Annotated in this window: 23 protein-coding genes; 11 read left to right on the forward strand and 12 right to left on the reverse strand. The window is 61.8% G+C overall.

What is annotated here, in order from left to right; translation table 11 throughout:
• The first annotated feature begins 85 nt into the window (after positions 1-85).
• The 7 genes from BM026_RS06470 (at position 86) to BM026_RS06500 (ending at position 7,157) form a co-directional block, all read left to right on the forward strand.
• Positions 86-1,012: a glutamate/aspartate ABC transporter substrate-binding protein gene (locus BM026_RS06470; RefSeq protein WP_058423787.1), complete on the forward strand. Its 927-nt coding sequence runs from the start codon at positions 86-88 to the stop codon at positions 1,010-1,012.
• Positions 1,013-1,205: 193 nt separating this feature from the next.
• Entirely contained in the window at positions 1,206-1,952 is a 747-nt protein-coding gene (locus tag BM026_RS06475; RefSeq protein ID WP_071488705.1) for an amino acid ABC transporter permease, read from the forward strand.
• Positions 1,952-2,623 (forward strand): amino acid ABC transporter permease, encoded by a 672-nt coding sequence (locus tag BM026_RS06480; RefSeq protein ID WP_071488704.1) that lies wholly within the window; start codon positions 1,952-1,954, stop codon positions 2,621-2,623. Before BM026_RS06475 ends, BM026_RS06480 begins: the two co-directional genes overlap by 1 nt.
• Positions 2,620-3,354 carry an amino acid ABC transporter ATP-binding protein gene (locus tag BM026_RS06485; RefSeq protein ID WP_025856887.1) on the forward strand — a complete coding sequence of 245 codons (735 nt, stop codon included), beginning with the start codon at positions 2,620-2,622 and terminating at the stop codon, positions 3,352-3,354. Before BM026_RS06480 ends, BM026_RS06485 begins: the two co-directional genes overlap by 4 nt.
• Positions 3,355-3,571: 217 nt before the next feature.
• A complete protein-coding gene (locus BM026_RS06490) occupies positions 3,572-5,473 on the forward strand; it encodes a two-component sensor histidine kinase AauS (RefSeq protein WP_071488702.1) in 1,902 nt (633 codons plus the stop codon).
• Positions 5,470-6,819 (forward strand): two-component response regulator AauR, encoded by a 1,350-nt coding sequence (locus tag BM026_RS06495; RefSeq protein WP_093527706.1) that lies wholly within the window; start codon positions 5,470-5,472, stop codon positions 6,817-6,819. Before BM026_RS06490 ends, BM026_RS06495 begins: the two co-directional genes overlap by 4 nt.
• Positions 6,819-7,157 (forward strand): GlpM family protein, encoded by a 339-nt coding sequence (locus tag BM026_RS06500; protein WP_093527708.1) that lies wholly within the window; start codon positions 6,819-6,821, stop codon positions 7,155-7,157. The genes BM026_RS06495 and BM026_RS06500 overlap by 1 nt, the downstream gene beginning before the upstream one ends.
• 122 nt (positions 7,158-7,279) lie before the next feature.
• On the opposite strand, the gene BM026_RS06505 is transcribed toward BM026_RS06500, so the two are convergent.
• The 6 genes from BM026_RS06505 to BM026_RS06530 are packed head-to-tail and all read right to left on the reverse strand — an operon-like array spanning position 7,280 to position 14,555.
• Positions 7,280-8,677, reverse strand: a complete 1,398-nt coding sequence (locus BM026_RS06505) for a sigma-54-dependent transcriptional regulator (RefSeq protein ID WP_071488699.1) — start codon at positions 8,675-8,677, stop codon at positions 7,280-7,282.
• Positions 8,667-10,436 (reverse strand): sensor histidine kinase, encoded by a 1,770-nt coding sequence (locus BM026_RS06510; RefSeq protein WP_071488698.1) that lies wholly within the window; start codon positions 10,434-10,436, stop codon positions 8,667-8,669. The genes BM026_RS06505 and BM026_RS06510 overlap by 11 nt, the downstream gene beginning before the upstream one ends.
• A complete protein-coding gene (locus BM026_RS06515; protein WP_093527710.1) occupies positions 10,436-11,560 on the reverse strand; it encodes a GNAT family N-acetyltransferase in 1,125 nt (374 codons plus the stop codon). Before BM026_RS06515 ends, BM026_RS06510 begins: the two co-directional genes overlap by 1 nt.
• 13 nt (positions 11,561-11,573) lie before the next feature.
• The gene (locus BM026_RS06520) at positions 11,574-12,473 is read right to left on the reverse strand and encodes an alpha/beta hydrolase (RefSeq protein ID WP_256575496.1); all 900 of its coding nucleotides are present in this window, start codon (positions 12,471-12,473) and stop codon (positions 11,574-11,576) included.
• The gene (locus tag BM026_RS06525; RefSeq protein ID WP_071488695.1) at positions 12,470-13,864 is read right to left on the reverse strand and encodes an aspartate aminotransferase family protein; all 1,395 of its coding nucleotides are present in this window, start codon (positions 13,862-13,864) and stop codon (positions 12,470-12,472) included. Before BM026_RS06525 ends, BM026_RS06520 begins: the two co-directional genes overlap by 4 nt.
• The gene (locus BM026_RS06530) at positions 13,857-14,555 is read right to left on the reverse strand and encodes an MtnX-like HAD-IB family phosphatase (RefSeq protein WP_093512286.1); all 699 of its coding nucleotides are present in this window, start codon (positions 14,553-14,555) and stop codon (positions 13,857-13,859) included. Before BM026_RS06530 ends, BM026_RS06525 begins: the two co-directional genes overlap by 8 nt.
• A gap of 226 nt (positions 14,556-14,781) precedes the next feature.
• Between BM026_RS06530 and BM026_RS06535 the strand changes: the two genes are divergently transcribed.
• Both BM026_RS06535 and BM026_RS06540 read left to right on the forward strand, forming a co-directional pair.
• Positions 14,782-15,552: a MipA/OmpV family protein gene (locus BM026_RS06535; RefSeq protein WP_092241040.1), complete on the forward strand. Its 771-nt coding sequence runs from the start codon at positions 14,782-14,784 to the stop codon at positions 15,550-15,552.
• Between the two features lie 55 nt (positions 15,553-15,607).
• The gene (locus tag BM026_RS06540) at positions 15,608-16,474 is read left to right on the forward strand and encodes a fatty acid desaturase family protein (protein WP_092241038.1); all 867 of its coding nucleotides are present in this window, start codon (positions 15,608-15,610) and stop codon (positions 16,472-16,474) included.
• A 4-nt stretch (positions 16,475-16,478) separates the two neighbouring features.
• Here the strand turns inward: BM026_RS06540 and BM026_RS06545 are convergent, their stop codons facing one another.
• The 5 genes from BM026_RS06545 to BM026_RS06565 all read right to left on the reverse strand — a co-directional run bounded on the left by BM026_RS06545 (position 16,479) and on the right by BM026_RS06565 (position 20,029).
• The gene (locus tag BM026_RS06545; protein WP_093119465.1) at positions 16,479-16,883 is read right to left on the reverse strand and encodes a DMT family transporter; all 405 of its coding nucleotides are present in this window, start codon (positions 16,881-16,883) and stop codon (positions 16,479-16,481) included.
• The gene (locus tag BM026_RS06550) at positions 16,880-17,260 is read right to left on the reverse strand and encodes a DMT family transporter (protein ID WP_016977488.1); all 381 of its coding nucleotides are present in this window, start codon (positions 17,258-17,260) and stop codon (positions 16,880-16,882) included. Before BM026_RS06550 ends, BM026_RS06545 begins: the two co-directional genes overlap by 4 nt.
• A complete protein-coding gene (locus BM026_RS06555; RefSeq protein WP_092241036.1) occupies positions 17,257-18,177 on the reverse strand; it encodes an arginase family protein in 921 nt (306 codons plus the stop codon). The genes BM026_RS06550 and BM026_RS06555 overlap by 4 nt, the downstream gene beginning before the upstream one ends.
• A 123-nt stretch (positions 18,178-18,300) precedes the next feature.
• Positions 18,301-18,954: a DsbA family oxidoreductase gene (locus BM026_RS06560; protein ID WP_092241034.1), complete on the reverse strand. Its 654-nt coding sequence runs from the start codon at positions 18,952-18,954 to the stop codon at positions 18,301-18,303.
• Between the two features lie 55 nt (positions 18,955-19,009).
• Positions 19,010-20,029, reverse strand: coding sequence for an alpha/beta fold hydrolase (locus BM026_RS06565; protein ID WP_093512291.1), 1,020 nt, complete (start codon positions 20,027-20,029; stop codon positions 19,010-19,012).
• Positions 20,030-20,211: 182 nt separating this feature from the next.
• Here BM026_RS06565 and metR point away from each other — a divergent pair, with 182 nt between their 5' ends.
• A complete protein-coding gene (gene metR / locus BM026_RS06570; protein WP_071488687.1) occupies positions 20,212-21,129 on the forward strand; it encodes a transcriptional regulator MetR in 918 nt (305 codons plus the stop codon).
• A gap of 10 nt (positions 21,130-21,139) precedes the next feature.
• Here the strand turns inward: metR and BM026_RS06575 are convergent, their stop codons facing one another.
• Positions 21,140-21,562 carry an NUDIX hydrolase gene (locus BM026_RS06575; protein WP_093527712.1) on the reverse strand — a complete coding sequence of 141 codons (423 nt, stop codon included), beginning with the start codon at positions 21,560-21,562 and terminating at the stop codon, positions 21,140-21,142.
• Between the two features lie 174 nt (positions 21,563-21,736).
• Here BM026_RS06575 and BM026_RS06580 point away from each other — a divergent pair, with 174 nt between their 5' ends.
• On the forward strand, positions 21,737-25,900 hold the full coding sequence (locus tag BM026_RS06580) for a DUF6543 domain-containing protein (protein ID WP_139217543.1): 4,164 nt from the start codon (positions 21,737-21,739) through the stop codon (positions 25,898-25,900).
• The last annotated feature ends 10 nt before the right edge of the window (positions 25,901-25,910 follow it).

Here is a 25,910-nt window from a genome sequence, read left to right on the forward strand (position 1 = left end):
GCCTCAGGAGCCGTCACGGGCATTCGCTGTACAAGAGAGCCGTCTAGCCGGCTTCATAAAAAAAACAAATGTCGAGGAAGTATTGATGCGCATCGTTCCCCATATCCTGGGCGCAGCTATCGCTGCTGCTCTGATCAGCACTCCAGTTTTCGCCGCCGAACTCACCGGCACACTGAAGAAAATCAACGACTCCGGCACCATCACCCTCGCTCACCGCGACAGCTCCATTCCGTTTTCCTACATCGCGGATGGCTCGGGCAAACCTGTGGGCTACTCCCACGACATTCAGCTGGCTATCGTTGAAGCCCTGAAAAAAGACCTGAACAAACCCGACCTGAAGGCCAAGTACAACCTGGTCACTTCGCAAACCCGTATTCCGCTGATCCAGAACGGCACCGCGGACCTCGAGTGCGGTTCCACCACCAACAACGCCGAACGCGCCCAACAAGTTGATTTCACCGTCAACATCTTCGAAATCGGCACCCGTCTGCTGGTCAAGAAAGACAAGGATGGCAAGCCGAGCTACGCCGACTTCGCCGACCTGAAAGGCAAGAACGTCGTGACCACCGCTGGCACCACGTCCGAGCGCATCATCAAGGCGATGAACGCCGACAAGCAGATGGGCATGAACGTCATCTCCGCCAAAGACCACGGCGAATCCTTCCAGATGCTGGAAAGCGGCCGCGCCGTAGCGTTCATGATGGACGACGCCCTGCTGGCCGGTGAAGAAGCCAAGGCCAAGAAGCCGGACGACTGGGTCATCACCGGTACTCCACAGTCCTTTGAGGCCTACGCCTGTATGGTTCGCAAAGGCGACCCGGACTTCAAGAAGGCTGTAGATGACGCCATCGTTGCCCTGTACAAATCCGGCGAAATCAACAAGATCTACAGCAAATGGTTCGAGAGCCCGATCCCACCAAAAGGCCTGAACCTGAACTTCCCGATGAGCGACAAGGTGAAGGAGCTGATCGCCAACCCAAGCGACAAACCAGCCCCTGACGTAAAAATCTGATACCTGACTAAGCTTATCTCCTGAGGGAGCCAACCTCCCTCAGGCGTCTGTTACTACCTGCTGGCTTTATTGTGGAACACTCGACCTGGCGGTTTTCGAGCCGATCGCGTGTGCCTGGCGTTCATCGCCAGGCGGGAAAGGATCTTCCCCAAGCGGGTGCTTGTACATCGATCGATCTCGAGGGGAGACCCTAATGAATTACAACTGGGACTGGGGCGTGTTCTTCAAGTCCACTGGCGTGGGCAGCGAGACTTATCTCGACTGGTACATCGCCGGATTGGGCTGGACCATCGCCATCGCTGTCGTGGCATGGATTATCGCCTTGCTGCTGGGGTCCATTCTGGGCGTCATGCGCACCGTGCCAAACCGCATCGTAGCGGGCATCGCGACCTGCTACGTGGAACTGTTTCGTAACGTGCCGCTGCTGGTTCAGCTGTTCATCTGGTACTTCCTGGTACCCGACATGCTGCCGCAGAACCTGCAGGACTGGTACAAACAGGACCTCAACCCGACCACCTCGGCCTACCTGAGCGTTGTCGTGTGCCTGGGCCTGTTCACCGCCGCCCGTGTGTGCGAGCAAGTGCGTACCGGCATCCAGGCGCTGCCACGCGGCCAGGAATCCGCTGCACGCGCCATGGGCTTCAAGCTGCCGCAGATCTACTGGAACGTGCTGCTGCCCCAGGCCTACCGGATCATCATTCCGCCGCTTACCTCGGAATTCCTCAACGTCTTCAAGAACTCCTCCGTGGCGTCCCTGATCGGCCTGATGGAACTGCTGGCGCAAACCAAGCAGACCGCCGAGTTCTCGGCCAACCTGTTTGAAGCCTTCACCCTGGCCACGCTGATCTACTTCACCCTGAACATGAGCCTGATGTTGCTGATGCGCGTGGTCGAAAAGAAAGTCGCAGTGCCCGGCCTGATCTCCGTGGGGGGTAAATAATGGACTTCGATTTCAGCGGCATCATCCCCGCCATCCCGGGCCTGTGGAACGGCATGGTCATGACCCTGCAGTTGATGGTCATGGGCGTGGTCGGCGGTATCGCGCTGGGTACGGTCCTGGCGCTGATGCGCCTGTCGTCCAGCAAACTGCTGTCGCGCGTTGCCGGCGCTTATGTGAACTACTTCCGCTCGATCCCGCTGCTGCTGGTGATCACCTGGTTCTACCTGGCGGTGCCGTTCGTATTGCGCTGGATCACCGGCGAAGACACCCCGATCGGCGCATTCACCTCCTGCGTCGTGGCGTTCATGATGTTCGAAGCCGCGTACTTCTGTGAAATCGTGCGGGCCGGCGTGCAGTCGATCCCCAAGGGCCAGATGGCGGCTGCACAGGCCATGGGCATGACCTACGGCCAGACGATGCGCCTGATCATCCTGCCCCAGGCGTTCCGCAAGATGACCCCGTTGCTGCTGCAACAGTCGATCATCCTGTTCCAGGACACCTCGCTGGTCTACACCGTGGGCCTGGTGGATTTCCTCAACTCCGCCCGTTCCAACGGCGACATCATCGGCCGCTCCAATGAGTTCCTGGTTTTCGCCGGTGTCGTCTACTTCATCATCAGCTTTTCCGCCTCGCTGCTGGTCAAGCGTCTGCAAAAAAGGTTTGCCGTATGATCTCTATCAAGAACATCAACAAGTGGTATGGCGACTTCCAGGTGCTGACCGATTGCAGCACCGAGGTTAAAAAAGGCGAAGTGATCGTGGTGTGCGGGCCGTCCGGCTCGGGTAAATCCACCCTGATCAAGTGCGTCAACGCGCTGGAACCGTTTCAGAAGGGCGACATCGTGGTCGACGGCACGTCCATCGCCGACCCGAAGACCAACCTGCCGCAGCTGCGCTCGCGCGTCGGCATGGTGTTCCAGCACTTCGAACTGTTCCCGCACCTGACCATCACCGAAAACCTGACCATCGCGCAGATCAAGGTGCTGGGCCGCAGCAAGGAAGAAGCCACCAAGAAAGGCCTGCAACTGCTCGAGCGCGTCGGCCTGTCGGCACATGCGCACAAGCACCCGGGCCAGCTCTCCGGCGGCCAGCAACAACGTGTGGCGATTGCCCGCGCCCTGGCCATGGACCCGATCGTCATGCTGTTCGACGAACCGACCTCGGCGCTGGACCCGGAAATGGTCAACGAAGTGCTCGACGTGATGGTGCAACTGGCCCACGAAGGCATGACCATGATGTGCGTGACCCACGAAATGGGCTTCGCCCGCAAAGTGGCCGACCGCGTGATCTTCATGGACGCCGGCAAGATCATCGAAGACTGCCCGAAAGAAGAGTTCTTCGGCGACATCAGCGCCCGCTCCGAACGCGCGCAGCACTTCCTCGAGAAAATCCTGCAGCACTAAGAAGCAACTCGCTGCTCTGTCTGTGAAGACGGGCTTGTTGTGGCGAGCGGGCTTGCCCCGCGTCGGGCTGCGCAGCAGCCCCGGTACTGAAAAATGCCGTGTATCAGGCATCTCTCAGTACCTGATTTTGGGGCTGCTGCGCAGCCCGACGCGGGGCAAGCCCGCTCGCCACAGAATAAGCACCATCAGCACAACTGGTTGACCCAAGGCATCTGTGATGAAATGCGACCCCAACCAATTTCGCGCCGCACCGCCATCACTTGCCGTGAAACCACGCCTGATACGCCAACTGTTCCTGCCGCCACTGATCATCGCCCTGATGATCGGCCTGGGTTTCATCGGCTTCTGGGTCAGTGAGTACTACGGCATCCGCACCCTCAGCGACACTGGCGAACGCCAGTTGGAGTTGCATGCCCGCACCGTCGAAAGCGAGCTGAGCAAATACACCTACCTGCCCAGCCTGCTGGAACTGGAGTCCAGCGTCTCCACGCTGCTGGCCGACCCGAACCAGGAAACCCGCAAGACCGTCAACGATTACCTCGAAGGCCTGAACCGACGCAGTCGCAGTCGGGCCATCTACGTGATGGACACCACCGGCCGCGTGCTGGCCACCAGTAACTGGCGCGATGCCGACAGTTACCAGGGTGAAGACCTGTCCTTCCGCGCCTATTTCCAGAACGCCGTGCGGGGCCAGCCAGGTCGCTTCTACGGCATCGGCAGCACCAACGGCGAACCCGGCTACTACCTGGCCCACGGCCTGGAAGAGCATGGCAAGATCATCGGCGTCGCGGTGGTCAAGGTACGCCTCGAAGCCCTCGAAGAGCGCTGGCAACGCGCACGCCTCGAAGCGTTCGTGAGCGACGAAAACGGTATCATCATCCTCTCCAGTGACCCGGCCCGGCGCCTCAAGGCCGTGCGCCCGCTGAGCGATGACACCAAGGACCGCCTGGCCCACAGCCTGCAATATTATTGGGCGACGCTGAACGAGCTGGAGCCCCTGGCCCGCGAGCGCCTCAACGAAGGTACCGAAAAGCTGACCTTCCCAGCCAACAGCGAAGTGGTCAACGACGCCCACGAAGTCAGCTACCTGGCGCAGACCCGTCCGCTCAACGACACGCCGTGGAATTTCACCCTGCTCACTCCGCTCAACGACCTGCGCCGCGCCGCAATCAACCAGGGCATCCTGGTGGCCGTTGCGTTTGGCCTGGTGGCGTTTTTGCTGATTGCCTGGAACGAGCGACGCAAAGTCATCGCCACCCGCCTCGCCGCACGGGAAGCCTTGCAGGAAGCCAACAGCCAGTTGGAACGACGGATCGCCGAGCGCACCGCCGACCTGCGCGCCAGCAACGAACGGCTCAAGGGCCAGATCCGCGAACGGCGCCAGGCCGAAGAAACCCTGCGCCGTGCCCAGGATGAACTGGTGCAGGCCGGCAAACTGGCGGCCATCGGCCAGATGTCCACCAGCATCGCCCACGAATTGAATCAACCACTGGCCGCGCTGCGGACCCTGTCCGGCAACACCGTGCGTTTCCTGGAGCGCGGCGCCCTGGATACCGCCAGCGCCAACCTCAAGACCATCAATGAACTGATCGACCGCATGGGCCGTATCACGGCCAGCCTGCGCTCCTTCGCCCGTCGCGGAGACGACCAGGGCGAAGCCAGCCTGGCCAAAGCGGTAGACGCCGCGTTCCAGGTGCTCGGCGCACGCCTGGACAGCCTGCCACTGACCCTGCACCGCGACTTTTCCCACGCCCAATTGCAAATCGACCAGACGCGCCTGGAACAGATCCTGGTCAACCTGATCGGCAATGCCCTCGACGCCATGCAAGCCCAACCGGCGCCGCAATTGTGGCTGGAGGGCAGCAGCAGCGAGGGCAAATACCGCCTGCAAGTGCGCGACAATGGCCACGGCATCGATCCCGAGGCGCGCAAGCATTTGTTCGAACCGTTCTTCACCACCAAGCCCGGCGAGCAAGGCCTGGGCCTGGGCCTGACGCTGTCCGCCAGCCTCGCGGCGGCCACCGGCGGCAACCTCGCCGTGGAACACCCGGCCAGTGGTGGAACGGCCTTTGTCTTGTGCCTGCCGCTGGCGGGCACTCAACAAGCTGAGTCGACATGAATACAAACGCTACCGCCGTTAAAGAAGACCTCACCGTGCTGATCGTCGAAGACGACCCCCACGTGTTGCTCGGCTGCCAGCAAGCCCTGGCCCTGGAAGATATTCCCAGCGTCGGCGTGGGCAGTGCCGAAGAAGCCTTGAAGCGCATCAGCGAAAACTTCGCCGGCATCGTGATCAGCGATATCCGATTGCCGGGCATCGACGGCCTGGAGCTGCTCACCCGCCTCAAGGCCCTGGATAAAAGCCTGCCGGTGGTGCTGATTACCGGGCACGGCGATATTTCCATGGCGGTCGGCGCGATGCGCAACGGCGCCTATGACTTCATGGAGAAACCCTTCTCCCCCGAACGCCTGGTCGACGTCGCCCGGCGCGCCCTGGAGCAGCGCGGGCTGGCGCGGGAAGTCTGGTCGCTGCGCCGCCAATTGGCCGAGCGCGATTCGTTGGAAGGCCGCATCATCGGCCGTTCGCCGGCCATGCAGAACCTGCGCGAACTGATCGCCAACGTCGCCGACACCTCGGCCAACGTGCTGATCGAAGGCGAGACCGGCACCGGCAAGGAACTGGTCGCGCGCTGCCTGCATGATTTCAGCCGGCGTCACGCCCACCAGTTTGTCGCCCTGAATTGCGGCGGCCTGCCGGAGAACCTCTTCGAAAGCGAGATTTTCGGCCACGAAGCCAACGCCTTCACCGGTGCCGGCAAGCGCCGCATCGGCAAGATCGAACACGCCCACGAAGGCACGCTGTTCCTCGATGAAGTGGAAAGCATGCCGATCAACCTGCAGATCAAGTTGCTGCGGGTATTGCAGGAACGCACTCTGGAACGCCTGGGGTCGAACCAGAGTGTCGCAGTGGATTGCCGGGTGATCGCCGCCACCAAGTCCGACCTCGACGAACTGAGCCGCGCCAACCAGTTCCGCAGCGACCTGTACTACCGTCTCAACGTGGTGACCCTGGAACTGCCGCCCCTGCGCGAGCGTCGCGAAGACATCCTGCAACTGTTCGAACACTTCCTGCAGCAGTCATCCCTGCGTTTCGACCGCACCGCGCCGGAGCTGGACAACCAGACCCTGTCGAGCCTGATGAGCCACGACTGGCCGGGCAACGTGCGCGAATTGCGCAACGTCGCCGAACGCTTCGCCCTCGGCCTGCCCGCCTTCAAAAAAAGCGGCGCCGGCAGCGGCGGCCAGGGGCTGGCCTTTACCGAGGCAGTGGAGGCCTTCGAACGCAACCTGCTCAACGATGCACTGCAACGCAGCGGCGGCAACCTGACCCAGGCCAGCCAGGAACTGGGGATGGCCAAGACCACGCTGTTCGACAAGGTCAAGAAGTACGGGTTGAGTCACTGATGGACTTGCTATTGAAGGCCGCCCTCGGCGCGGCAGTGGTACTGATTCTGGCGGCGCTGGCCAAGACCAGGAACTATTACATCGCAGGGCTGGTGCCGCTGTTTCCGACCTTTGCGTTGATCGCCCACTACATCGTCGGCAAAGGGCGCTCGGTAGACGACTTGAAGACCACGATCCTGTTCGGGATGTGGTCGATCATTCCGTATTTTGTGTACCTGGCGACCTTGTATGTGATGGTCGATCGGATGCGGCTGGAAGCATCACTCGCCGTGGCTGCCGTGGCTTGGTTGATGGCCGCGACGGTGTTGGTCACGGTATGGGTACGTCTTCATACCTGACACACCACAACTCAAATGTGGGAGGGGGCTTGCCCCCGATGGCGGTGTATCAGAGACAGAAAAGCTGTCTGACCCACTGCAATCGGGGGCAAGCCCCCTCCCACATTTTTATCCCGGTTGAGTCAGCGGACGATCTTGTCGACCTGGATACCCAGCTTCTTCAGGCGATACCAGAAACTGCGCTCGGAAATCCCGATCTTCGCCGCCGCTGCGGCCTGCACGCCATTGCTCTCCTGCAACGCTGCCAGAATATAGGCCTTCTCCACCTCTGCCAGCGCCGCATCCAGGTCCTGGGGAATGCCCGGCCCATCGCTGAGGATCGCCGTCACACCGCCCTCGCTCGGTTTGGATGCAAACAGGTAACCCGGCAGGTCGATATCCTCGATTACCGGTGACGCCGCCACGATGGTCGCGCGCTCCACGCAGTTCTGCAGTTCACGGATATTGCCCGGCCAGTGATACGCAGCCATGGCCTGCAAGGCTTCCGGGCTGAAGCCAGTGATACGTTTGCCGGCGGTGGCACTCAGGGTGTGGGCGAAGTGGCGGGCCAACGGCGCGATGTCTTCCACCCGCTCGCGCAAGGCCGGCAATGGGATCGGGAACACGTTGAGGCGGTAATACAGGTCTTCGCGAAACTCTTTGTTGGCCACCGCGTCCAGCAAATTCTTGTTGGTGGCGGCAATCACCCGCACGTCCACCTTGCGCTCGCGCGGGTCGCCCACCGGTTCGATCACCCGCTCCTGCAATGCACGCAGGATCTTCGCCTGCAACGCCAACGGCATGTCGCCCACTTCGTCGAGAAACAACGTGCCCTTGTCGGCCTGCTGGAAACGCCCTACCCGGTCGGCCACGGCGCCGGTAAACGCGCCTTTGCGATGGCCGAACATTTCGCTTTCCAGCAGCCCTTCCGGGATCGCCGCACAGTTGACCGCCACGAACGGCTGGTCGGCACGGCTGCCGTGTTTGTGGATGGCGCGGGCGACCATTTCCTTGCCGGTGCCGCTTTCGCCGGTGAGCAGGATGGTGGCGCTGCTGTCGCGCACCGAGTCCACCGCCTGCAGCACTTTGCGAAACGCCGGGCTGTCGCCGACCAGGCTGTCGAACTGTGCATGCTCGTCCAGTTCGGCGCGCAGGCGCGCGTTGTCGCGCATGATGTCGCGAAACTGCAGGGCCTTGGCCACGGTGATGTCCAGCTCGTCGATATCGAACGGCTTGGCGATGTAGTCGTAGGCGCCATTGCGCATCGACTGCACGGCGTTTTTCACGGTGCTGTAGGCAGTCATCACGATCACTGGCACGTGGGGGTAACGCACCTTGATCTCGGCCAGCAGCGCCGGCCCGTCCATGCCTGGCATGCGCCAGTCGCTGATTACCAGGTCGATGTCTTCCTGCTCCAGCACCTTGAGCGCGTGCAGGCCGTTGCCGGCGATGAACACCTGCACGTTGTTCTGGCCCAGGGCCGACGCCAGCAGGTCGCAGAGCTTGGGTTCGTCGTCGACTACCAGAATGTTATGCGTCATGACTGTCCTCGTCGTCTTCGCCCATCGCCGGAATGTACAGGCTGAACGTGGCGCCAGCATCTTTTTCACTGGCGCATTCGATGCTGCCGTCGTGACTTTCCATGATCGAATAGACTTTGGCCAGGCCCAGCCCGGTGCCCGAGGCCTTGGTGGTGACGAACGGGGTAAAGATACGTTCGATCATGTCCGCCGGAATGCCCTGGCCGGTGTCGGCGATGCTGATCACTGTGTTGTCGTCCACCGAACGAATGCCCAACGTCAGCCGCCCGCCTTCGGGCATCGCGTCGACGGCGTTGAGAATCAGGTTGAGACACGCCTGCTTGAGCTGCTTGGCGTCAGCATAGATGGTCGCTCCCGGCGCCTGGTCATCGACATGCGCATCGATCGCATGGGTGGCCAGTTCCGGCGCGCAGAAGCCGAGGATCTCGTCCACCAGCGCGCGCGCCGGTTGCAACACGCGCAGCGGCGGGTTGGGCTTGGCGAAGTCGAGAAACTCGGTGATCAGGTCGTTGATGCGGCTGACTTCACTGACCACGTATTCCAGGTGACGCTTGTCGGTTTCCGGCAGATCGGCACGCCGATGCAACAGTTGCGTGGCTGTCTTGATGATGCCCAGCGGGTTGCGGATCTCGTGGGCCAGGCCCATGGCGACTTCGCCCAGGGCGTGCAGGCGATCGCGTCGGCGCAACTGGGCCTCGAGGTAATGCAACTCGCCCAGGCGCTCGGTCATATGGTTGAAGGTGCTGCTCAACTGCGCCAGCTCATCGCCGCCGCTGACCGGCACACGGTGTTCGTAGTGACCCGAAATCACCGCGTCCACACCTTGGGACAGGTCGCGCAGCGGTTTGGTCAGGCGCCGCGACACCAGCACCCCGGCCGCCAGCGACAAGGCCGAGCTAAGCAGGAAGATCAGCACGAACAGGTTGCTCTGGTTGACCAGCCCGACCAGGCTGGTGTGGCGCAGCAGGCCGCTGAAAATCACGCCCTGCAAATCCCCCGCATCATTGAAGATCGGCCAGTACAGTCCGCTGTAGTTGTTGGTGAACTGCTCGCTGGGCTGGCGGGTGCTGCGCATCGCCGCTTCGACGCTCTTGGGGATGCGCGAGGGGTGATCCACGAAGCGCTGGGTCGAGAAGATCTCGGAAAAACCGTCGGGGTTGGCCAGGTACAGGCGCAGGTCGAGGGAATGCACATCGGCCACGCTGGTGAGGAAACTGCTGTCCAGGTAGGTGGCGACCAGCAACAGGTAGTCGACACCGTCACGGCTGGTTTCGAAGGTCGACACCACCAGGCCGGTATTCACCCCGGCCACCTGCACGGTCTGCAACACCGCGTTGCTGGTCAGGTTGATCTGTTTGACGATGTCATCGGAGGCGGTGCTGAATTCGACCTTGTGGTCGCTGGCGCGAATCAGCGCCACCACGTCGATGTCGGTAGCGTCGGCAATGTCGGCGGTCAGGCGGTCGTGCTTGGCGGCTTGCCGGCTTGACGGCGGGCTGGTGTAGCGCAGGAACAATTTGGCCATGCGCGCGTTGTCGTGAAGGATGTCGCCGATTTCGTCCTTGACGATCTTGGTCGACTCCTGCAGCCAGATGCGCACGTTGCTGTCGAAGATCTGCGACAGCGTGGTCGCGGCCAGCTCGGCCGCGATCATGGTAGGAATCACGCTGACCAACCAGAACGCCAGCACCAGCTTGCGCTGGACGCTCCAGCGCGAAATGGCAAAGGGGCGGGCTTTCTGGCGGGTCTTGGTGATCATCAGGTTTCGCTTATCGCAGCAGCCATGGCAGGGTCGGAACGGTCCGGTCGAATAAACAGTTTTACAAGCTTGAGCAGGCCGTTGACCAGCCGGTTGCGGTGACGGAAAAACACACTGTTGCCCTGGAACTCGCAGCCCAGGCGCAGCTTACTGGCATACCCGGCCTGGCCGCACTCATACACGGCAATATTGTGTTGAATACAGTAGTCGACATTGGTCAGCCAGCTACGGAAGTACAGGTTGTAGTCGCGGGTGAACGCCACGTCATGCCCGAAAAACTTGTCCACCAGCCGGTGTTGGTCGACCAGCACCAGGTTGAACGCCACCAGTTGCTCGTCCACCCAGTAAAGAACACAGACCGCGCGCTCATCCAGGCGTTCGAGCACACCGGTGAAGTAACCGGCGGGCAGCCGTTCGAACTGCAACTCGGCACGCGTGAGCGTGGCCTCGTACAAGCGCATCACCTCGGGCAGCACGTCGTCGATATTGCGCCGCCACTCCACCCGCGGCCCCGGCGCACGCAGCTTGCGGCGCAGGTCCTTGCGCGTGGATTTGCCCAGCGAACCCAGGTAGGCATCCACCGAGCCGTACGGCAGCGGCAACACACCAGTGGGCAAGCTCGGCATGCTCTGGAAGCCTGCCGCGCGGCAGCTCTGGAGCCAATGCGGGTCCTTGCTCGGCGCATCCTTGACCGCCACCAGTCCGATGCCGAAGTCATCGGCATCCTGGCGGGCGGCGCCCAGCAGGTGCTTGAGCAACAGCGGACGCTGGGCGTCCGGCACGCTGCTGGCGAAACCCACGTCGCAGCGTTCGGCCACCGGCGATCCGAGGGCATACAGCCCCAGCTGCAAAAGCCCCGGCCACAATCGCTCGACACGTTCGGTCAAGCGCTTGCCGGCGCCCGACACCGTGGTGTCGAGGCGATAATGCGTGATGAACGCGGCCGCCACGGCCACCAGCGTTCCATCTTGATAAACCGCGAGATAACGCCACTGGAAATCATCAATGGCGGCGTTTTCCACGGCGACGTAATAGTCCCAGTCCTCCAGGGCACCCGGGAAACAGTCGTTCCAGGCACTGCGCTGGATAGCCCGGATGGTCGGGAAGGCTTGGGCGGTGATCACATCGTGTCCTTTGTCAGAGTCTATGGCCGAGAGTGGGCTTGCTGTATCGAGTGGGCTCGCCACAAAGTGAACTGGTGCCCATGGCGGAGGTGTGTTGTTCGACGAAATCGGCGCTCAACTCGATCACCCGGCGGTATTGCAGGTCGACGGTGATCATGTGGTAGCAGTTGTCCAGCAGGATCTTGGTCACCGGCCCGCCGAGGTGGCGTTCCACGTAATCGGCGTTCCAGCGGCTGGTGATGTCATCCTCGATGGAGTGCAATACCAGCGCCGGTACGTTGATCGACGGCATGCGTTTCTTGACCACGGCGTTCATCCAGTGCAATTCACGCACCGTCACGCCCTCCATCGTCAACAGGCCCGCCTCGCTGCTTTCGCCTTCCTTCATCTGCCGTTCAACGATGGCGCGCAGGCGTTCATTCTTGATGCCGTAGGGCGGCTTCTCGGTAAAGCGGAACAGGCGCACGCCGAACGGGATACGGATGAGCAACGGCGTGATAAACGCCATTTTGTTGATGCTCCACCCGTCGTACTTGAGCGTGGTGGAATACATCAGCAAACCGGCCACCTGGCCCGGATGCTCCGACGCCAGGTACATCGACATCACCGCGCCCATCGACAAGCCGCCGACAAACACCTGCGCGTGGCGTTGCTTCACGCCCACGAAGGTCTTGCGCACGCCTTCGTACCAGTCCCGCCAGCCCGTGGCCTGCAGGTCGCTGTTGTCACCGCAGTGCCCGGCCAGGGTGGGCACGTACACCGTGCAATTGCCCACCTTGGCCAGGCCCTTGGCGACCTGGCGCAACTCCGTCGGGGTGCCGGTCAGGCCGTGGATCAACAGGATCCCGACCGGACCGTCACCGAGAACGAAACCGGCATCACCTTCACCGAGGTCGATCCCGACGCTGTTCACCGGTTGGTCGCCCGCACCAGCAGTTGCTCGAGCAGCTTCAGGCCCAGCTCGATTTCCGGATAGCTGATTTCCAGGGACGGTGCCAGGGTGATCACGTTCTTGTAGTAGCCGCCCACGTCGAGGATCAGCCCGAGTTTCTGGCCGTCCACCACCATGTCGCCTTTCATGCCTTCTTCGACCATGTAGTCCAGGGTCGCCTTGTCCGGGGTGAAACCATCCGGGGCGCAGATTTCGCAGCGCAGCGCCAGGCCCAGGCCGTCGACATCGCCAATGATCGGGAAACGTTTCTGCAGGTCCTGCAGGCCTTCGAGGAAGAACTTGCCCTTGGCCATGACCATCGCGCCGTAGTCGATCTCGTTGGTCATCTTGAACATTTCCAGGCCTACCGCCGTGCCCAACGGGTTGGAGGCGAAGGTGGAGTGGGTCGAACCTGGCGGGAAGATCTTCGGGTTAATCAACTCTTCACGGGCCCAGATGCCGCCCAGTGGGTTGAGGCCGTTGGTCAGCGCCTTGCCGAACACGATCACGTCCGGCTGCACGTCAAAGTGTTCGATCGACCACAGTTTGCCGGTGCGGTAGAAGCCCATCTGGATCTCGTCGGAGACCATCAGGATGCCGTGTTGATCCAGCACGTGCTTCAACTCGCGGTAGAAGTTCATCGGCGGGATCACGTAGCCGCCGGTGCCCTGGATCGGCTCGACGTAGAACGCGGCGTATTCGCTGGAGCCGACTTTCGGGTCCCACACCCCGTTGTATTCAGTCTCGAACAGGCGGGCGAATTGCTGCACGCAGTGGCTGCCGTATTCTTCCTTGGTCATGCCTTTGGGGCCACGGAAGTGGTACGGGAACGGGATGAACTGCGCGCGCTCGCCGAAGTGGCCGTAGCGGCGACGGTAGCGGTAGCTGGAGGTGATCGACGAAGCACCCAGGGTGCGCCCGTGGTAGCCGCCCTCGAAGGCGAACATCAGGCTCTTGCCGTTGGTGGCGTTACGTACCACTTTCAGGGAGTCTTCGATGGACTGCGAACCGCCGACGTTGAAGTGCACGCGACCGTCGAGGCCGAATTTCTTCTTGGCGTCGACCGCGATCATTTCCGACAGCTCGATCTTGCCCTTGTGCAGGTACTGGCTGGCGATTTGCGGCAGCGTGTCGATCTGCTGTTTCAACGCGTTGTTCAGGCGCGGGTTGGCGTAGCCGAAGTTGACCGCCGAGTACCACATTTGCAGGTCGAGATAGGCCTGGTCTTCGGTGTCCCACACGTAGGAGCCTTCGCAACGGCTGAAAATACGCGGCGGCTCGATGTAGTGAACGGTGTCGCCGTAGGAGCAATACTTGGCTTCTTTGTCCAGAAGGATCTGGTCTTCGGCGGTAGCGATACGGATATCAGACATGATGGAAGAGTTCCTGGTTGTCAGCAGTAAAGGTGGTGGCGTTGGCGGCGATGCCCTGAGGCAGCAGCGCCAGCAATGCAGGCAGTTCGGCAAAGGTGTCGAAGCGTGCGTGAGGAATGTCGTTGGCTTCGCAGTACTTGGCGAGGCTGCCCTTGGCGAACACGAAGTCGGCGGTGGAGGCCACGCACATGTCGGACTTGCCGTCGCCGATCACCAGCACGCGCTTGCTGCGTGGGGTGGACTTGCACTTGCAGTTGCCGGAAGCGGCACGGCAGGCGTCGCTGGCATACGGGAAATCGATGCGCCAGCTGTTCTGGTCGACCTGGCGCAGGCGGTTGGCAAGGATCGGCAGCAAGGTCACGTAGTTGCGCGACAGGATGCGGGCGATGCCCTGCTCGATGCCGTCGCTGACCACTTCGATGGTCGCACCCAGTCCCATGACGTGGTCGACGAAGTCGGGGAAGTCCGGGTCGATCTCGACGCTGTCGAAGTACGCCAGCAGCTCGGAAGGTGTGGCCTTGATCAGCGCCAGTTGGCGGCTCAGGCATTCGCGTGAACCGATATGCCCATCCAGCCATTCCTGTTCGATGGTTTCCCACTCGGGGCCGGCGAAGCGTTGGAGGACGTTGTCGATGACATCGGTGGGGGTAATGGTCCCGTCGAAGTCACACACGATATGCCACTGGATCATCGTTGTTTACCTTGGAGGAGCGCGCTGTGTGCGCTTGCACCAGAGGTAGAGCAGGGACTGTGCCAACTGGCCACCACCCAGCAGGGCTGGGGCTCTGGCGCGTATCGAGGGCGTAATGTGTCGTCGAAGCTACAATTTTTGTAGCTTGCTACAAACAAGATGAGTGCTTGCGTGAAGCGGGCCCTTCGCGCGTTCATGCGCACGTAATCAATCAAGGAACCTGACCATGTACAGGATCACATGCGCTGCATTCGCCGGTTTGCTTGGCCTGTGGAGCTTTTCAAACGCTGCCCTGGCCGAAGGAATCACCGGTGAAGTGGGCGCAGGCATCAGTTATCAACCCCATGACCCCACCGCCAGCCGCTACGAAGTCCGCCCCGTGCCCTACCTGGACCTGGATTGGGGCAGCGTCAGCCTGGGCACCGATGATGGCTTGACCTGGAGCGCGCTCAACACCCACGGCTTTACCGCCGGCCCCTATATCAACTACCTGTCGGGGCGCACGTCCAATGGCGATCTGCAAGGCCTGCGCAATGTGTCGGACATGGCCGAGGTGGGTGGCTTCGTCCAGTACGCCCCGGCTGATTTCTGGCGGGTCTACGCGCAAGTGGGGCAAGCCGTGGGCGGTGGGCATTCGCAGAGTGGCGCCCTCGGCAAACTGGGCGGCGAACTGGGCTACCCGCTGGGCGGTGGGATCATCGGCAGCAGCGGGCTGGTCGCGCATTTTGCCGATGCACGCCAGACCAACACGTTTTTTGGCGTGGATGACAACGAAGCCGCTTCCACCGGCTTTCGTCCCTACAACGCCAGCGGTGGCTTCCAGAACCTGACACTGACCCAGAGTTTCGAATTTCCCCTGGCTGCCAACTGGTCCTTGCTGACCAGCGCCAGCTGGATTCACCTGGTGGGATCGGCCGCCAACAGCAGCATCGTCAAAGAGACCGGCGATGTGAACCAGGGCCAGGTGCAGACGGCCATCAGCTACAAGTTCGATTAGGTTGGTCTGGGGTTTGCAACAAGGTGCTGGAATCCACTTTTCCAGGACACTCTTCATGGCTCGCCCCGCTTACCGCCTGCTCCATCACTCGCTCTGGGACCTGGTGCCCATCGCCCTGGGCCTGGCGCATTTCGCGTTTGTCGTCTGGCTGGTTGCCGCCTTCCATCACCTGAGCTGGTGGGCCCTGGTGCCGCTGGCGCTGCTTTACGCAGTCAGCCTGTCGTGGAGCATCAACAGCATCTCCCACAACCAGATCCACAACGCCTACTTCACCCATCGCGCCATGAACCGGGCCTTCGACCTGCTGCTGTCGGTGACCATCGGTTTCTCCCAGACGCTCTATCGCGATATCCACAACCGCCACCACCGTGGCAACGCCGACCTGCCGGGGCCGGATGGCAAGACCATCGACCCGCTGTCGATCTACCAGCGTGGCCACAACGGCCAGCCGGAAAACCCGTGGGCCTATACCTTCCTGAGTTTTTTCCGCGACGACCCCAAGCCCTTCTATGACGAGATGAAGCGCAAACGCCCGGCCGATGCGCGCTGGGTCAAGGTCGAGATCGGCGTGACCGTGGCGTTCTACATCGCGCTGGCGTTCTACAACTGGCAGGCGGTGCTGTGGCTGTTGCCGTTCTGGTACCTGGGCCAGTGCCTGTCATCGCTCAATGGCTACTACGAGCATTTCGGCGGCAACCCGGACCTGCCAATCGCCTGGGGCGTGAGTTCCTACAGCGTGTTGTACAACCTGATCTGGATGAACAACGGCTACCACGCCGAGCATCACTACCGGCCGAAGATGCACTGGACCCAGGTGAAGGCGTTTCATCGGGAGATTGCCGGGCAGCAGCGGGAGGCAGGGGTCAAAACACTTCCGGTGTCCCATGGTCTAGGGTTTTTGGTGGCACACCGCAAACCCTAGGCACTCAGTTTTCTTCGCCCTCTGCCAGGAGGGCGATACCACCGATAATCACCGCCACCCCCACCCAGTGCAGCGGGCTGATATGTTCCCCCAGCCCCAGCCACGAACCCAGCAACACCACCACGAACACCAGTGAACTCAGCGGAAACGCCAGGGACAGGCTGCTGCGCCGCAGGATCAGCATCCACACGAAAAACGCGCCGATGTAGCTGGCAATCGCCGCCAGGATCCCTGGATTGCGCGCCACTTGCGCCAACCACTGCCAACTGAAATCCATCTGCCCCAGTTGATCCCCGGCCACTTTGGTAAACAACTGGCCAGCGCTTTCGGTGCAGATCAACAAGGCCCACAGCACCACCGTGCCGAGGCGCCCGTGCAACCATCCGTTATTCATAATCTGCGTACTCATGCCTGACTCCCCGCAATCGCTACCAACATCACGCCTAAAGTAATCACCAGCGTGCCCAACCAACGGCGCCGGCTGACGGTTTCGCCCAGCACCACCTTGCCCGCCAGCACCACCCCGCAATACGCCAGCGCGGCCGCCGGAAACAGCAGGCTCAACGGCGCTCGGGACAACGCTTCAAGCCACACGAAAAATTCGACGGCATAGGCGCCGATCCCCGCCCACAGCAACGGCGCATTGAACACCTGGCCCCAGAACGCATTCAGGCGAAAACCGCCGTCCAACTCCGGCAAACGGTCCAGGCCGATCTTGAAACACAGCTGGCCGATCACATCGAGCACGATGGAAAACGCCACCAGCAACACCACGGTCAAGGTCACGGGAACAGCTCCTCAAACAGGTCAATCAGGGCTTCATTGGTCGCGGCATTGCGCTGCAGATCCTCAGGGCTCCAACGTTCGGGCGGCGGCTGGTCGGACTTGGCTTCCCAACGCTTGAAGGCATTGCTGAACGCCGGCGTGGCGAACTCGCCGCACACGTCGATGCCGATGATGCGCTTGCGCGCCGCCAACGCCCGCAAGGCTTGCAGCAGGTGGGTCAGGCGCATGCCGCCCTGATCCCAATTGGTGGCGGCGTCTTCGCTGGCGAGTACGTCTTTGTCGAGGGTGATCCAGATTGCCTCGGTGGGCAGGCTGTCGATCATCTGCTCAAGGAACGCCGCCCAGTCCAGCTCGGCCAGGTTGCGCCAATGCAGGTGGTTTTCCCGCTGCTGGTGGCCAGCGCCGTCCCCTACCCGCCCCCAGACTTTGGAGGGCGCATGCTGCCAGGGAAACAGCTGCAATTGCCCGCGTTTGAGGGCACCGAGGTTGCCGCCGCGCAGTTGCGGGTTGTGCAGGTCGTCGCTGCACGGACCGAGGGTGACGATGCGTTTGATCGCCGGCATTTTCAGCGCGCGATTGACCCACGAACCACAGTGACGCTTGGGCGCAAAGCGCACCCAGTCGGGGTGGTTGTCGAAGTGGATCAGGCTGATGGGCTCTTTCAAATCAGCCAGGAATGCCGGCGTGAGGTGGTGATAATCGCCGGAGCCGACAAACAGGATTTCCGGCCGTGCGTCGGAAGGCCGGGGCCGTTGGGCCAGGCGTTCGGCGAAGCGCTTCCAGGTTTTTTCGGTGGACCACAGGCGCAGCTTGGGGCCAAGGTCCAGCAGGTCGATACGATGGGCGCGCCCACTGGCCAGGCGCCGTGCAATCGGTGCCTGGCCGGTGAGGCTGTGGTCGAGGTCAAGAATGTTCAAGGCAGTGTCCCCTAAGGCTTTAAGGGGTCAATGCAAGGGACGGGCCAGCACCTGTCTCAAGACCAATGGAGAACAATGTGGGAGGGGGCTTGCCCCCTCCCACATTTTGACCTGCGTTCGGCTTTAGCTTTTGGCTTCGCTGATGATCTGCCGGATCGCCCCCACAAAGGCTTCAGCCGGCTGGCCACCGCTCACGGCGTACTGGTCGTTGAACACGATGGTCGGCACCGAGGTCACGCCACGGGAGATCCACAGTTGTTCCTGTTCGCGGACTTCGGCGGCGTACTCGTCGCTGGCCAGAATCTCGGCCGCACGCTGGATATCCAGCCCGACGCTCTCGGCAATGATCGCCAGGGTCGCGTGGTCGGACGGGTCCTGCCGGTCGGTGAAATACGCCTTGAACAACGCTTCCTTGAGGTTGTATTGCAAGCCCTCCAGCCCGGCCCAATGCAACAGGCGGTGCGCGTCGAAGGTGTTGTAGATGCGGCTCTGGCCGTCAGTGCGGAAGGCGAAGCCCAACCCGGCGCCCATGTCGCGGATGCGCTCGCGGTTAGCCTGGGATTGCTCGGCGGTGGAGCCATATTTCTCGGTGATGTGCTCGACGATGTTCTGCCCTTCGGCAGGCATGTTCGGGTTCAGTTCGAACGGCTGGAAGTGGATCTCGGCTTGCACATCGGCGCCAAGCTGGTCGAGGGCTTCGGTCAGGCCGCGCAGGCCGATGATGCACCAGGGGCAGGACACATCGCTGACGAAATCGATTTTCAGGGGAGTACTCATGGCAGGCAACCTCGCTGGCAGTAATGCGCCGTAAAGGTTGCACGATACACCAATGTCACAACACCTTCGAAGGCTCGCCCAGGTCAATCTGCGCCCAGTGCGCCGCATCTTCCCGATGGGCTTGCAGGTACGGCAACACGGCCGTCAACAGGGGCGCCTTGAACGCTTCCTGGAACCGATGGGCCATGCCGGGAATCAGCTTCAACTGGCTGCCCTGGATATGCGCCGCCAGGTGCACGCCGTGCATCACCGGCAACAACGGGTCGGCCGTGCCGTGCACCACCAGGGTCGGCACGCGCAGTTGGTTGAGCAACGGCACGCGGCTCGGTTCGGCGAGGATCGCCATGATCTGGCGCTTCACGCCGTCCGGGTTGAAGGCGCGGTCGTAGGACTGCGCCGCCTGGTGCAACAGCGCCTGGCGATCATCCTTGACGTTCGGGCTGCCCAGTGCGGCGAGCAAGTCGGCCTGCTGCTCCAGGGCCACTTCACGATTCGGCGCGCTGCGTCGCGACAACAGCTGTACCAGCGCGGCATTCGGCGCCGGCAGGCCTTCGGCGCCGGAACTGGTCATGATCAGCGTGAGGCTTTCGACCCGCTGCGGCGCCATGGCGGCCAGGTGCTGGGCGATCATCCCGCCCATGCTCGCGCCGAGTACGTGGAATTGCTGGATCTGCAACGCGTCCATCAGGCCTATGGCGTCATCGGCCATGTCGGTCAAGGTATACGGAGCCGCCACCGGCAGGCCGAGTTTGTAGCGCAGCACTTCGAAGGTCAGGTTGGCATTGGCCGGAGCCTGGCGCCAGGTGGACAGGCCGACGTCTCGATTGTCATAGCGGATCACCCGGAACCCTTGCTGGCACAAGGCGACGACCACCTCGTCAGGCCAGTGGATCAACTGCCCGCCCAGGCCCATCACCAGCAGCAAGGCAGGGTCGGACGCACGGCCGATGCTCTGGTAGGCGATGCTCACCTGAGCCAGGTCGACCATTTGGGTCGGGACATTCACATCACATCGAGAAGCCGCAAAAGACGGCAGGCCGAACACTAAGGCGGCCAATAAAAACAACACACGCATGGAAAACACCGAAACGCAGAACCCCAGTAGAGCGCGAGTCTGATGAAGTTTGTTCAAGCGCGCTGCCACAGTTGCGTGACAGTTTGATGAAGAGTGCTCAACGGTCACTGTCGACACGGATTGCAACATGAGACAAACTCACGTCATCCCGATTCGTCACAAATTGTATTCATGGAGAGCCCGTGCTCGAGATCCGTCATCTCAAGACCCTGCACGCCCTGCGCGAAGCTGACAGCCTGGTGGAAGCGGCCGAGCGCCTGCACCTCACGCAATCAGCGCTGTCCCACCAGTTCAAGGAACTGGAAGAACGCCTGGGCATGCCGCTGTTCGTGCGCAAGACCAAGCCGCTGCGTTTCACCAGCGCAGGGCTGCGCCTGCTGCAACTGGCCGACGCCACCCTGCCGCTGCTGCGCGGCGCCGAACGGGATATTGCGCGCTTGGCCGGCGGCACCGCCGGACGCCTGCACATGGCGATCGAGTGCCACAGTTGCTTCCAGTGGCTGATGCCGACCATCGACCAGTTCCGCGATGCCTGGCCCGAAGTCGAGCTGGACCTGGCCTCGGGTTTCGCCTTCGCGCCGCTGCCGGCCCTGGCCCGTGGCGACCTCGACCTGGTGGTCACCTCCGACCCGCTCGAGTTGCCCGGCATCACCTACGTGCCGCTGTTCACCTATGAAGCCATGCTGGCCGTGGCCAATCAGCACCCGTTGGCGAACAAGGCGTACATCGTGCCGGAGGACCTGCTGACCGAAACCCTGATCACCTACCCGGTGGAGCGTGACCGCCTGGACATCTTCACCCGCTTCCTGGAACCGGCCGACGTGGAACCGGCCCAGGTGCGCACCTCGGAGCTGACGGTGATGATGATGCAACTGGTGGCCAGCGGCCGTGGCGTATGCGGCATGCCCCACTGGGCGCTGCATGAATACAGCTCGCGTGGTTATGTGAAAGCCAAGCGCCTCGGCGAGAAAGGCTTGTTCGCGACGTTGTATGCGGGGATTCGCGCCGACATGCTGGATGCACCGTACATGCGCGACTTCCTGCTGACGGCCAAGGACACCTCGTTCTCCACCCTGGATGGGGTCAGCGCGGTTCGCTGACCGCCCCCCATCAAGCGGACGTCGCGCAGCCGACCAGCGATTCGCGGTAGAACGGCAGGATCAGGTCGCGGGTCAGCGGCGCCAGATGCAAGCCGCCGTCGCCCATGGGATCGATCCAGCGTATTTCTTCGATTTCAGCGGCAGGCGTCACCGGTACGTCGATCCGCACCTGGAACAGCTCGGCTTCCACGGTGAAACCCGGCTCGTTGGCGGCCGGTGCCGAGAAGTGCCCCAGGTACAAGGCCTGGCCTGGATCGATATGCAGGTTCAGCTCTTCGTGCAGCTCGCGGGCCAGGGCCTGGGCGGGTTGCTCACCGGCATCGATCTTGCCGCCCGGTTGCATGAAGGCCTGGGTGCCGCGCTTGCGGACCAGCAACGTGTGGCCATCACTGCCGATCAGGAGGGCGGCAGCAATGCGGATAATGGTGGACATGCAATAAACCTCAGGCGCAAAAGCGGCAAGGATCACATGGGCTTGCGTTGCAGGCAATCGCCCCCGGGCACGCGTTCACCCACACACATGCACCGCAACACGTGCAACCGCCAACCCTAGACTCCGAACTCTGATCCAGCCGTGCGCAGCAAGCGCCTTCCATACGAGTTCACCATGTACCAGTCATCGCTTCCCCCCTCAGATGCCCCGGAACCACTCTTGCCGGTCAACGGGCCTGCCAACCTCTCGCAACCCGTGACCCTGCCGGTGGTACCCGCCGCCAACCAGACCGGCGACACCCAGCAAGTGCGGCTTATCCAGGCACTCGGCAGGTTCAATACCCAGACCGACGAACTGCTCCAGCAACAGCCGAATCTTGAAACGGTGTATCAGCAACAGTTGGCTGCCTTGTTTCCTGATTTGCAGCGGCCCATCAATCCCAACCACATTTTCTACAGCCGCTATCGCGAGGACGTACCGGGCCAGAAACAATGGCTGGGCAGCGAACCCCTGGGATCACTGCTGGCCAGGTTACGCGGCTCTGACGCGCAGGCTTATCTGACGCAAGAGAGCGGTGCCTTCTACCGGGAAAGCGGTACCGTGGACGAGGGCAAACGCCTGTCTGCGGCCAGCCCGACCGCCACACTGGCGGGCGTGCTGGAAATCGCCTTCACGGTCAAGCTCAATGAATTCTGGAGAGATCGGGAAGGCGACCAACCGACCCTCGAGGAGCGACTGGTCGACCTGCGCCGGCAGGTCCTGGCCCACCAATTGGCCCTGCGCACGCTGGACGGCACATTGTCGGCCGCGTCACGGACACTGGCGGACACGGTATTGAAATACCCCACCGCCGCGGCGCGCAAAAAGGTGTTTCCCACAGGCCCCAGACCTGCCGTGTACCGGCTGGCGCTGGACAATGGCAGCGAGTTCGCCGCCGCGTTCATCCTGAACGCCACCGGTGGCACACCGCCCGTTGGCAGCGTGCTGCTCTTCAGCCCTGGCGAAGGCTTCGAGGAATTTGAAAACCTGGCGCGATTGAATGAAACCGTGGCGGCACGTCTGCGCGCCAGCGACCCCGCGGGCCAACGCCTGATTGCCAGCCTGCCGCTGGCCGCTCAAGCACACGCGAGTGACACGCCAATATTGGCGAGCGACCCGGCACGGATCGAGGCCGACGTGATCGCCGACCACGTCCGCTCCCTGCGGGTACGGCAGTACTTCAACACCCGGGCGGCTCTGCGCCAACAGACGTTGCCACTGGCCGGTGAGCTCGCTCTGGTCGCCGACCTGGCGCCACACCTGGATGTATCCGCGGCCCTCGCGGCACGCAACCTGCGCCTGGTCGCGCCGCACGACCCCGTCTGGCTGAGCACGGCCAGCCCGGCGGACCAGCAGTTGTACCGACAGCTGGAAACAACCCTGGTCGACAACAATGAGGCGCTGCGCCCACTGCTTGAACAGATTTCGACCCTGCCAGCGTTCGCGGAGGATGAAACCCGCAAGGTGCTCAGCCGCCAGAAACCGGAATACGCCAATGTGGACCTGGACGTCCACAAGAGCCTGGTACGACTGCGTGTGAGCACGTCAATGCCGGTCAAGGTCACGGGTTATCGAGACGACGAATCCGAAACGGTCTACATCTGCGAAGACCCACAGCTCGATATTCCCCTGGTGTTGACGGAGCAGACACTGACCTTCGGCACCTGGAACGCCAAAGAAGTCGTGGACCTGCGCACCCTGGGAAGCTATGCCCGGCGCAACATCGATGCGTGGTCGCCCCATGAATTGCACAGAACGATCACCGCCACTGCCGATCTTTTCGACACGCGAGGAGAAAAAGTCGGCAGGCTCGACAACGCAGACCTGCGCGCCCTTGCCCTACAGGCCGACATTGGCCAGCAGTACGCGGCGTACCTCAGGGCGGCGTTCGCGCCAGACGGTGAAGGCCGCGCTTTCGCCAGCGCCTGGCAGCGCGCGAATGCGGCAAGGATGCGCAAGGACGCCTTGGAGAGCCGGCTCAATCCTGCTGTCAACGACCTGTTTATTTTCAAGACACCCGGCGGTGGACTGGACTGGGCGCAGGCGGTTGCGCAGCATCCCGACCCCACCACCCGGCCCAAGGTCGGCCAGTTCGATATCGAGGTCAATCTCCTGGTCATGGGAGGCGGGCTTGAAGGGGGCCAGGGCGGCCAGGTGATCAACGGCGTGCTGGTCATTCAGCGCAAGGGCACCAGGCCCGGCGGCGTGTGCGTGCTCTACACACCGGAGGCCCCCGATGATGCGCCCTTCAGGGAATTGGTGCTGGGCCTGGCGGAACTCGACACGCTCAAGGCCAAACCCGAATGGCGTGCCTATTTCAGCCAACGGATGGCCACGCACGATGTGCGCGAACTCTCCCGGGTGTTCAATGACACGCGCAGCGTGCACCGTTATGCCCTGACCCCCGTCACCGTCGAGCTGCATGCCTATTTGTATTCGGCACAACTGGGCTTTCAGCTTTCCCATGCCGATTACCGTTCGCGGACCAACGCGGAAATTACCCTCGAATCGGCAGTCAACGGCTTTCTATTTTCCGTCGAAGTGGCTGATTTCCTCCTCGGACTGTCCCTGTTCAAGGCCCTGCGGCGCCTTGCCCATCGCTACATTGTCCGAGGGGTGCGCAACGCGCAGAAGTTGGGGCGCAGCATCCCGGGCCTGATCCGCAAAATAGGCGAAGACAAAAAAGCCTCCATCGTTCTCGCCAAACCCGCGATCCGCCCGCTGGACCCGGCCTGGGTCGATGTCGCAGAGTACCGACTGCCCCACTCGATCGACGCTCTTTTTGACGTCGAAGCGTTTGCCCAAACCCACCATTTTCGACTGTCGCGCGCGATGGGCGCGCCCAGTTTCATGGACAGTCGCAATCAGCAATTTGTCGCGATGATGGGCAACGACGGTCGCTATTACCTGTATGCGTCCCATGTGGAAGAAGGTGCGCGCTTTATCAAGCACCCGACGGGGAATAAGCCGGATTTCATGGTCGTGCCGGGCGATGCAAAAAGCTGGAAGCCACGCTTTGAGCGTACGACACGCGGGGGCGGGTCGGTGTTGGGCGTTCTCGGGGGGCGTACCGCCGAACAGCAAGTGCACGATGACCTGATCGCAGCGATGCGCATCTACTCCTCTGCTACCCATGGCGAAGCGATGCTCAAGGAGGTGACCGCGTCACAGAAACGTCGACTGCTGGACAACGCGCTGGAGCGCCTGGGTGTCGATGAGGCCACGTTCCGCCGCATTGTCTGGGGGCAGCGGGGGGTTCCCGCGCCGCGACTGCGCGAGACGTTATTGAACATTGAATTCGAAGCGAACCTTTATACACACCTGAACAAGACCACCTACTTCCTGTCCGGACAACTCACCCTCTCCAGCGAGGAGATGGAAAATCTGTTTATTAAAATCAAACGAATCGTTGGCCGGAACGACGACTTCTCAAAACACATCAGGGCATCGATCAGTATTATCGACCACGATACCGGCGCCACTTTCGTCGGTTATGCGTTCACCCAGAAACAGCTGAACAGCCTGACCAAGTTCGATAATAAGTTTCACTTGTCCACCTGGCGCCAGGAAACCCTCGAGGCGTTTGTGAGAGAAAAAGGACGCACGAAGATCGTCCAGGACATCGCTACACAACACAACATCAGCTTTAACGAGGCCTTGAAGAAACTGCTCGAGGCCCCGAGTATCCAGGAAGCCTTGGAAACGTTCAGGACCGAACGGCGCCGTGAGCTTTTACTGAAGCTCGGCGTCGATTCATTTTCAGACGATTTCAAAAAAGCCGGCATTCCCTACATTGCCTTGTCCCACGGCGAAAGGACCGGAGCAGTCTCCAGTTTCAAGGCGGTGGACAGCGTGACGGTCGCAGAATTTGAAAGAACCATTCCCAAATTCTCAACGCCTTTGGAATTTCAACCCGCACACCCGCCACTTCCTCGCGGTGAAAGGCTGCCTCAAAGGCCACAATCCCCTGTGCCACCGAGCGCCGTCACCCCCTCGGGCGACGGGGCGGCCCACATCGTCAGGTTCGACGAGCTGATGGAAACCCAACTGTCTCTGCTGCCAGCCAACGCCAAAAGCAAAATCGACGAAATCGTTCAGGACATTCAAGGAGGACGGGTCAGCGGCAAGAAAATCGGCAGCTACAGCTACGTGGATCTGCCGCAACTGGACCCAGGCGCCGGGCGCGGTCGATGGCGAGTGGCGCTCGAGAAAACCGGGAAAGACGGTGAGAAAGACGTGTACGTGCTCAGGGGCATCATCGACTATCACGGCAGCCGGCGTAAAACCTGGGGCCTGTAGGCAAGCCGGG

It is taken from the genome of Pseudomonas sp. NFPP24, assembly GCF_900112095.1.
Taxonomy (GTDB): Bacteria; Pseudomonadota; Gammaproteobacteria; order Pseudomonadales; family Pseudomonadaceae; genus Aquipseudomonas; species Aquipseudomonas extremorientalis.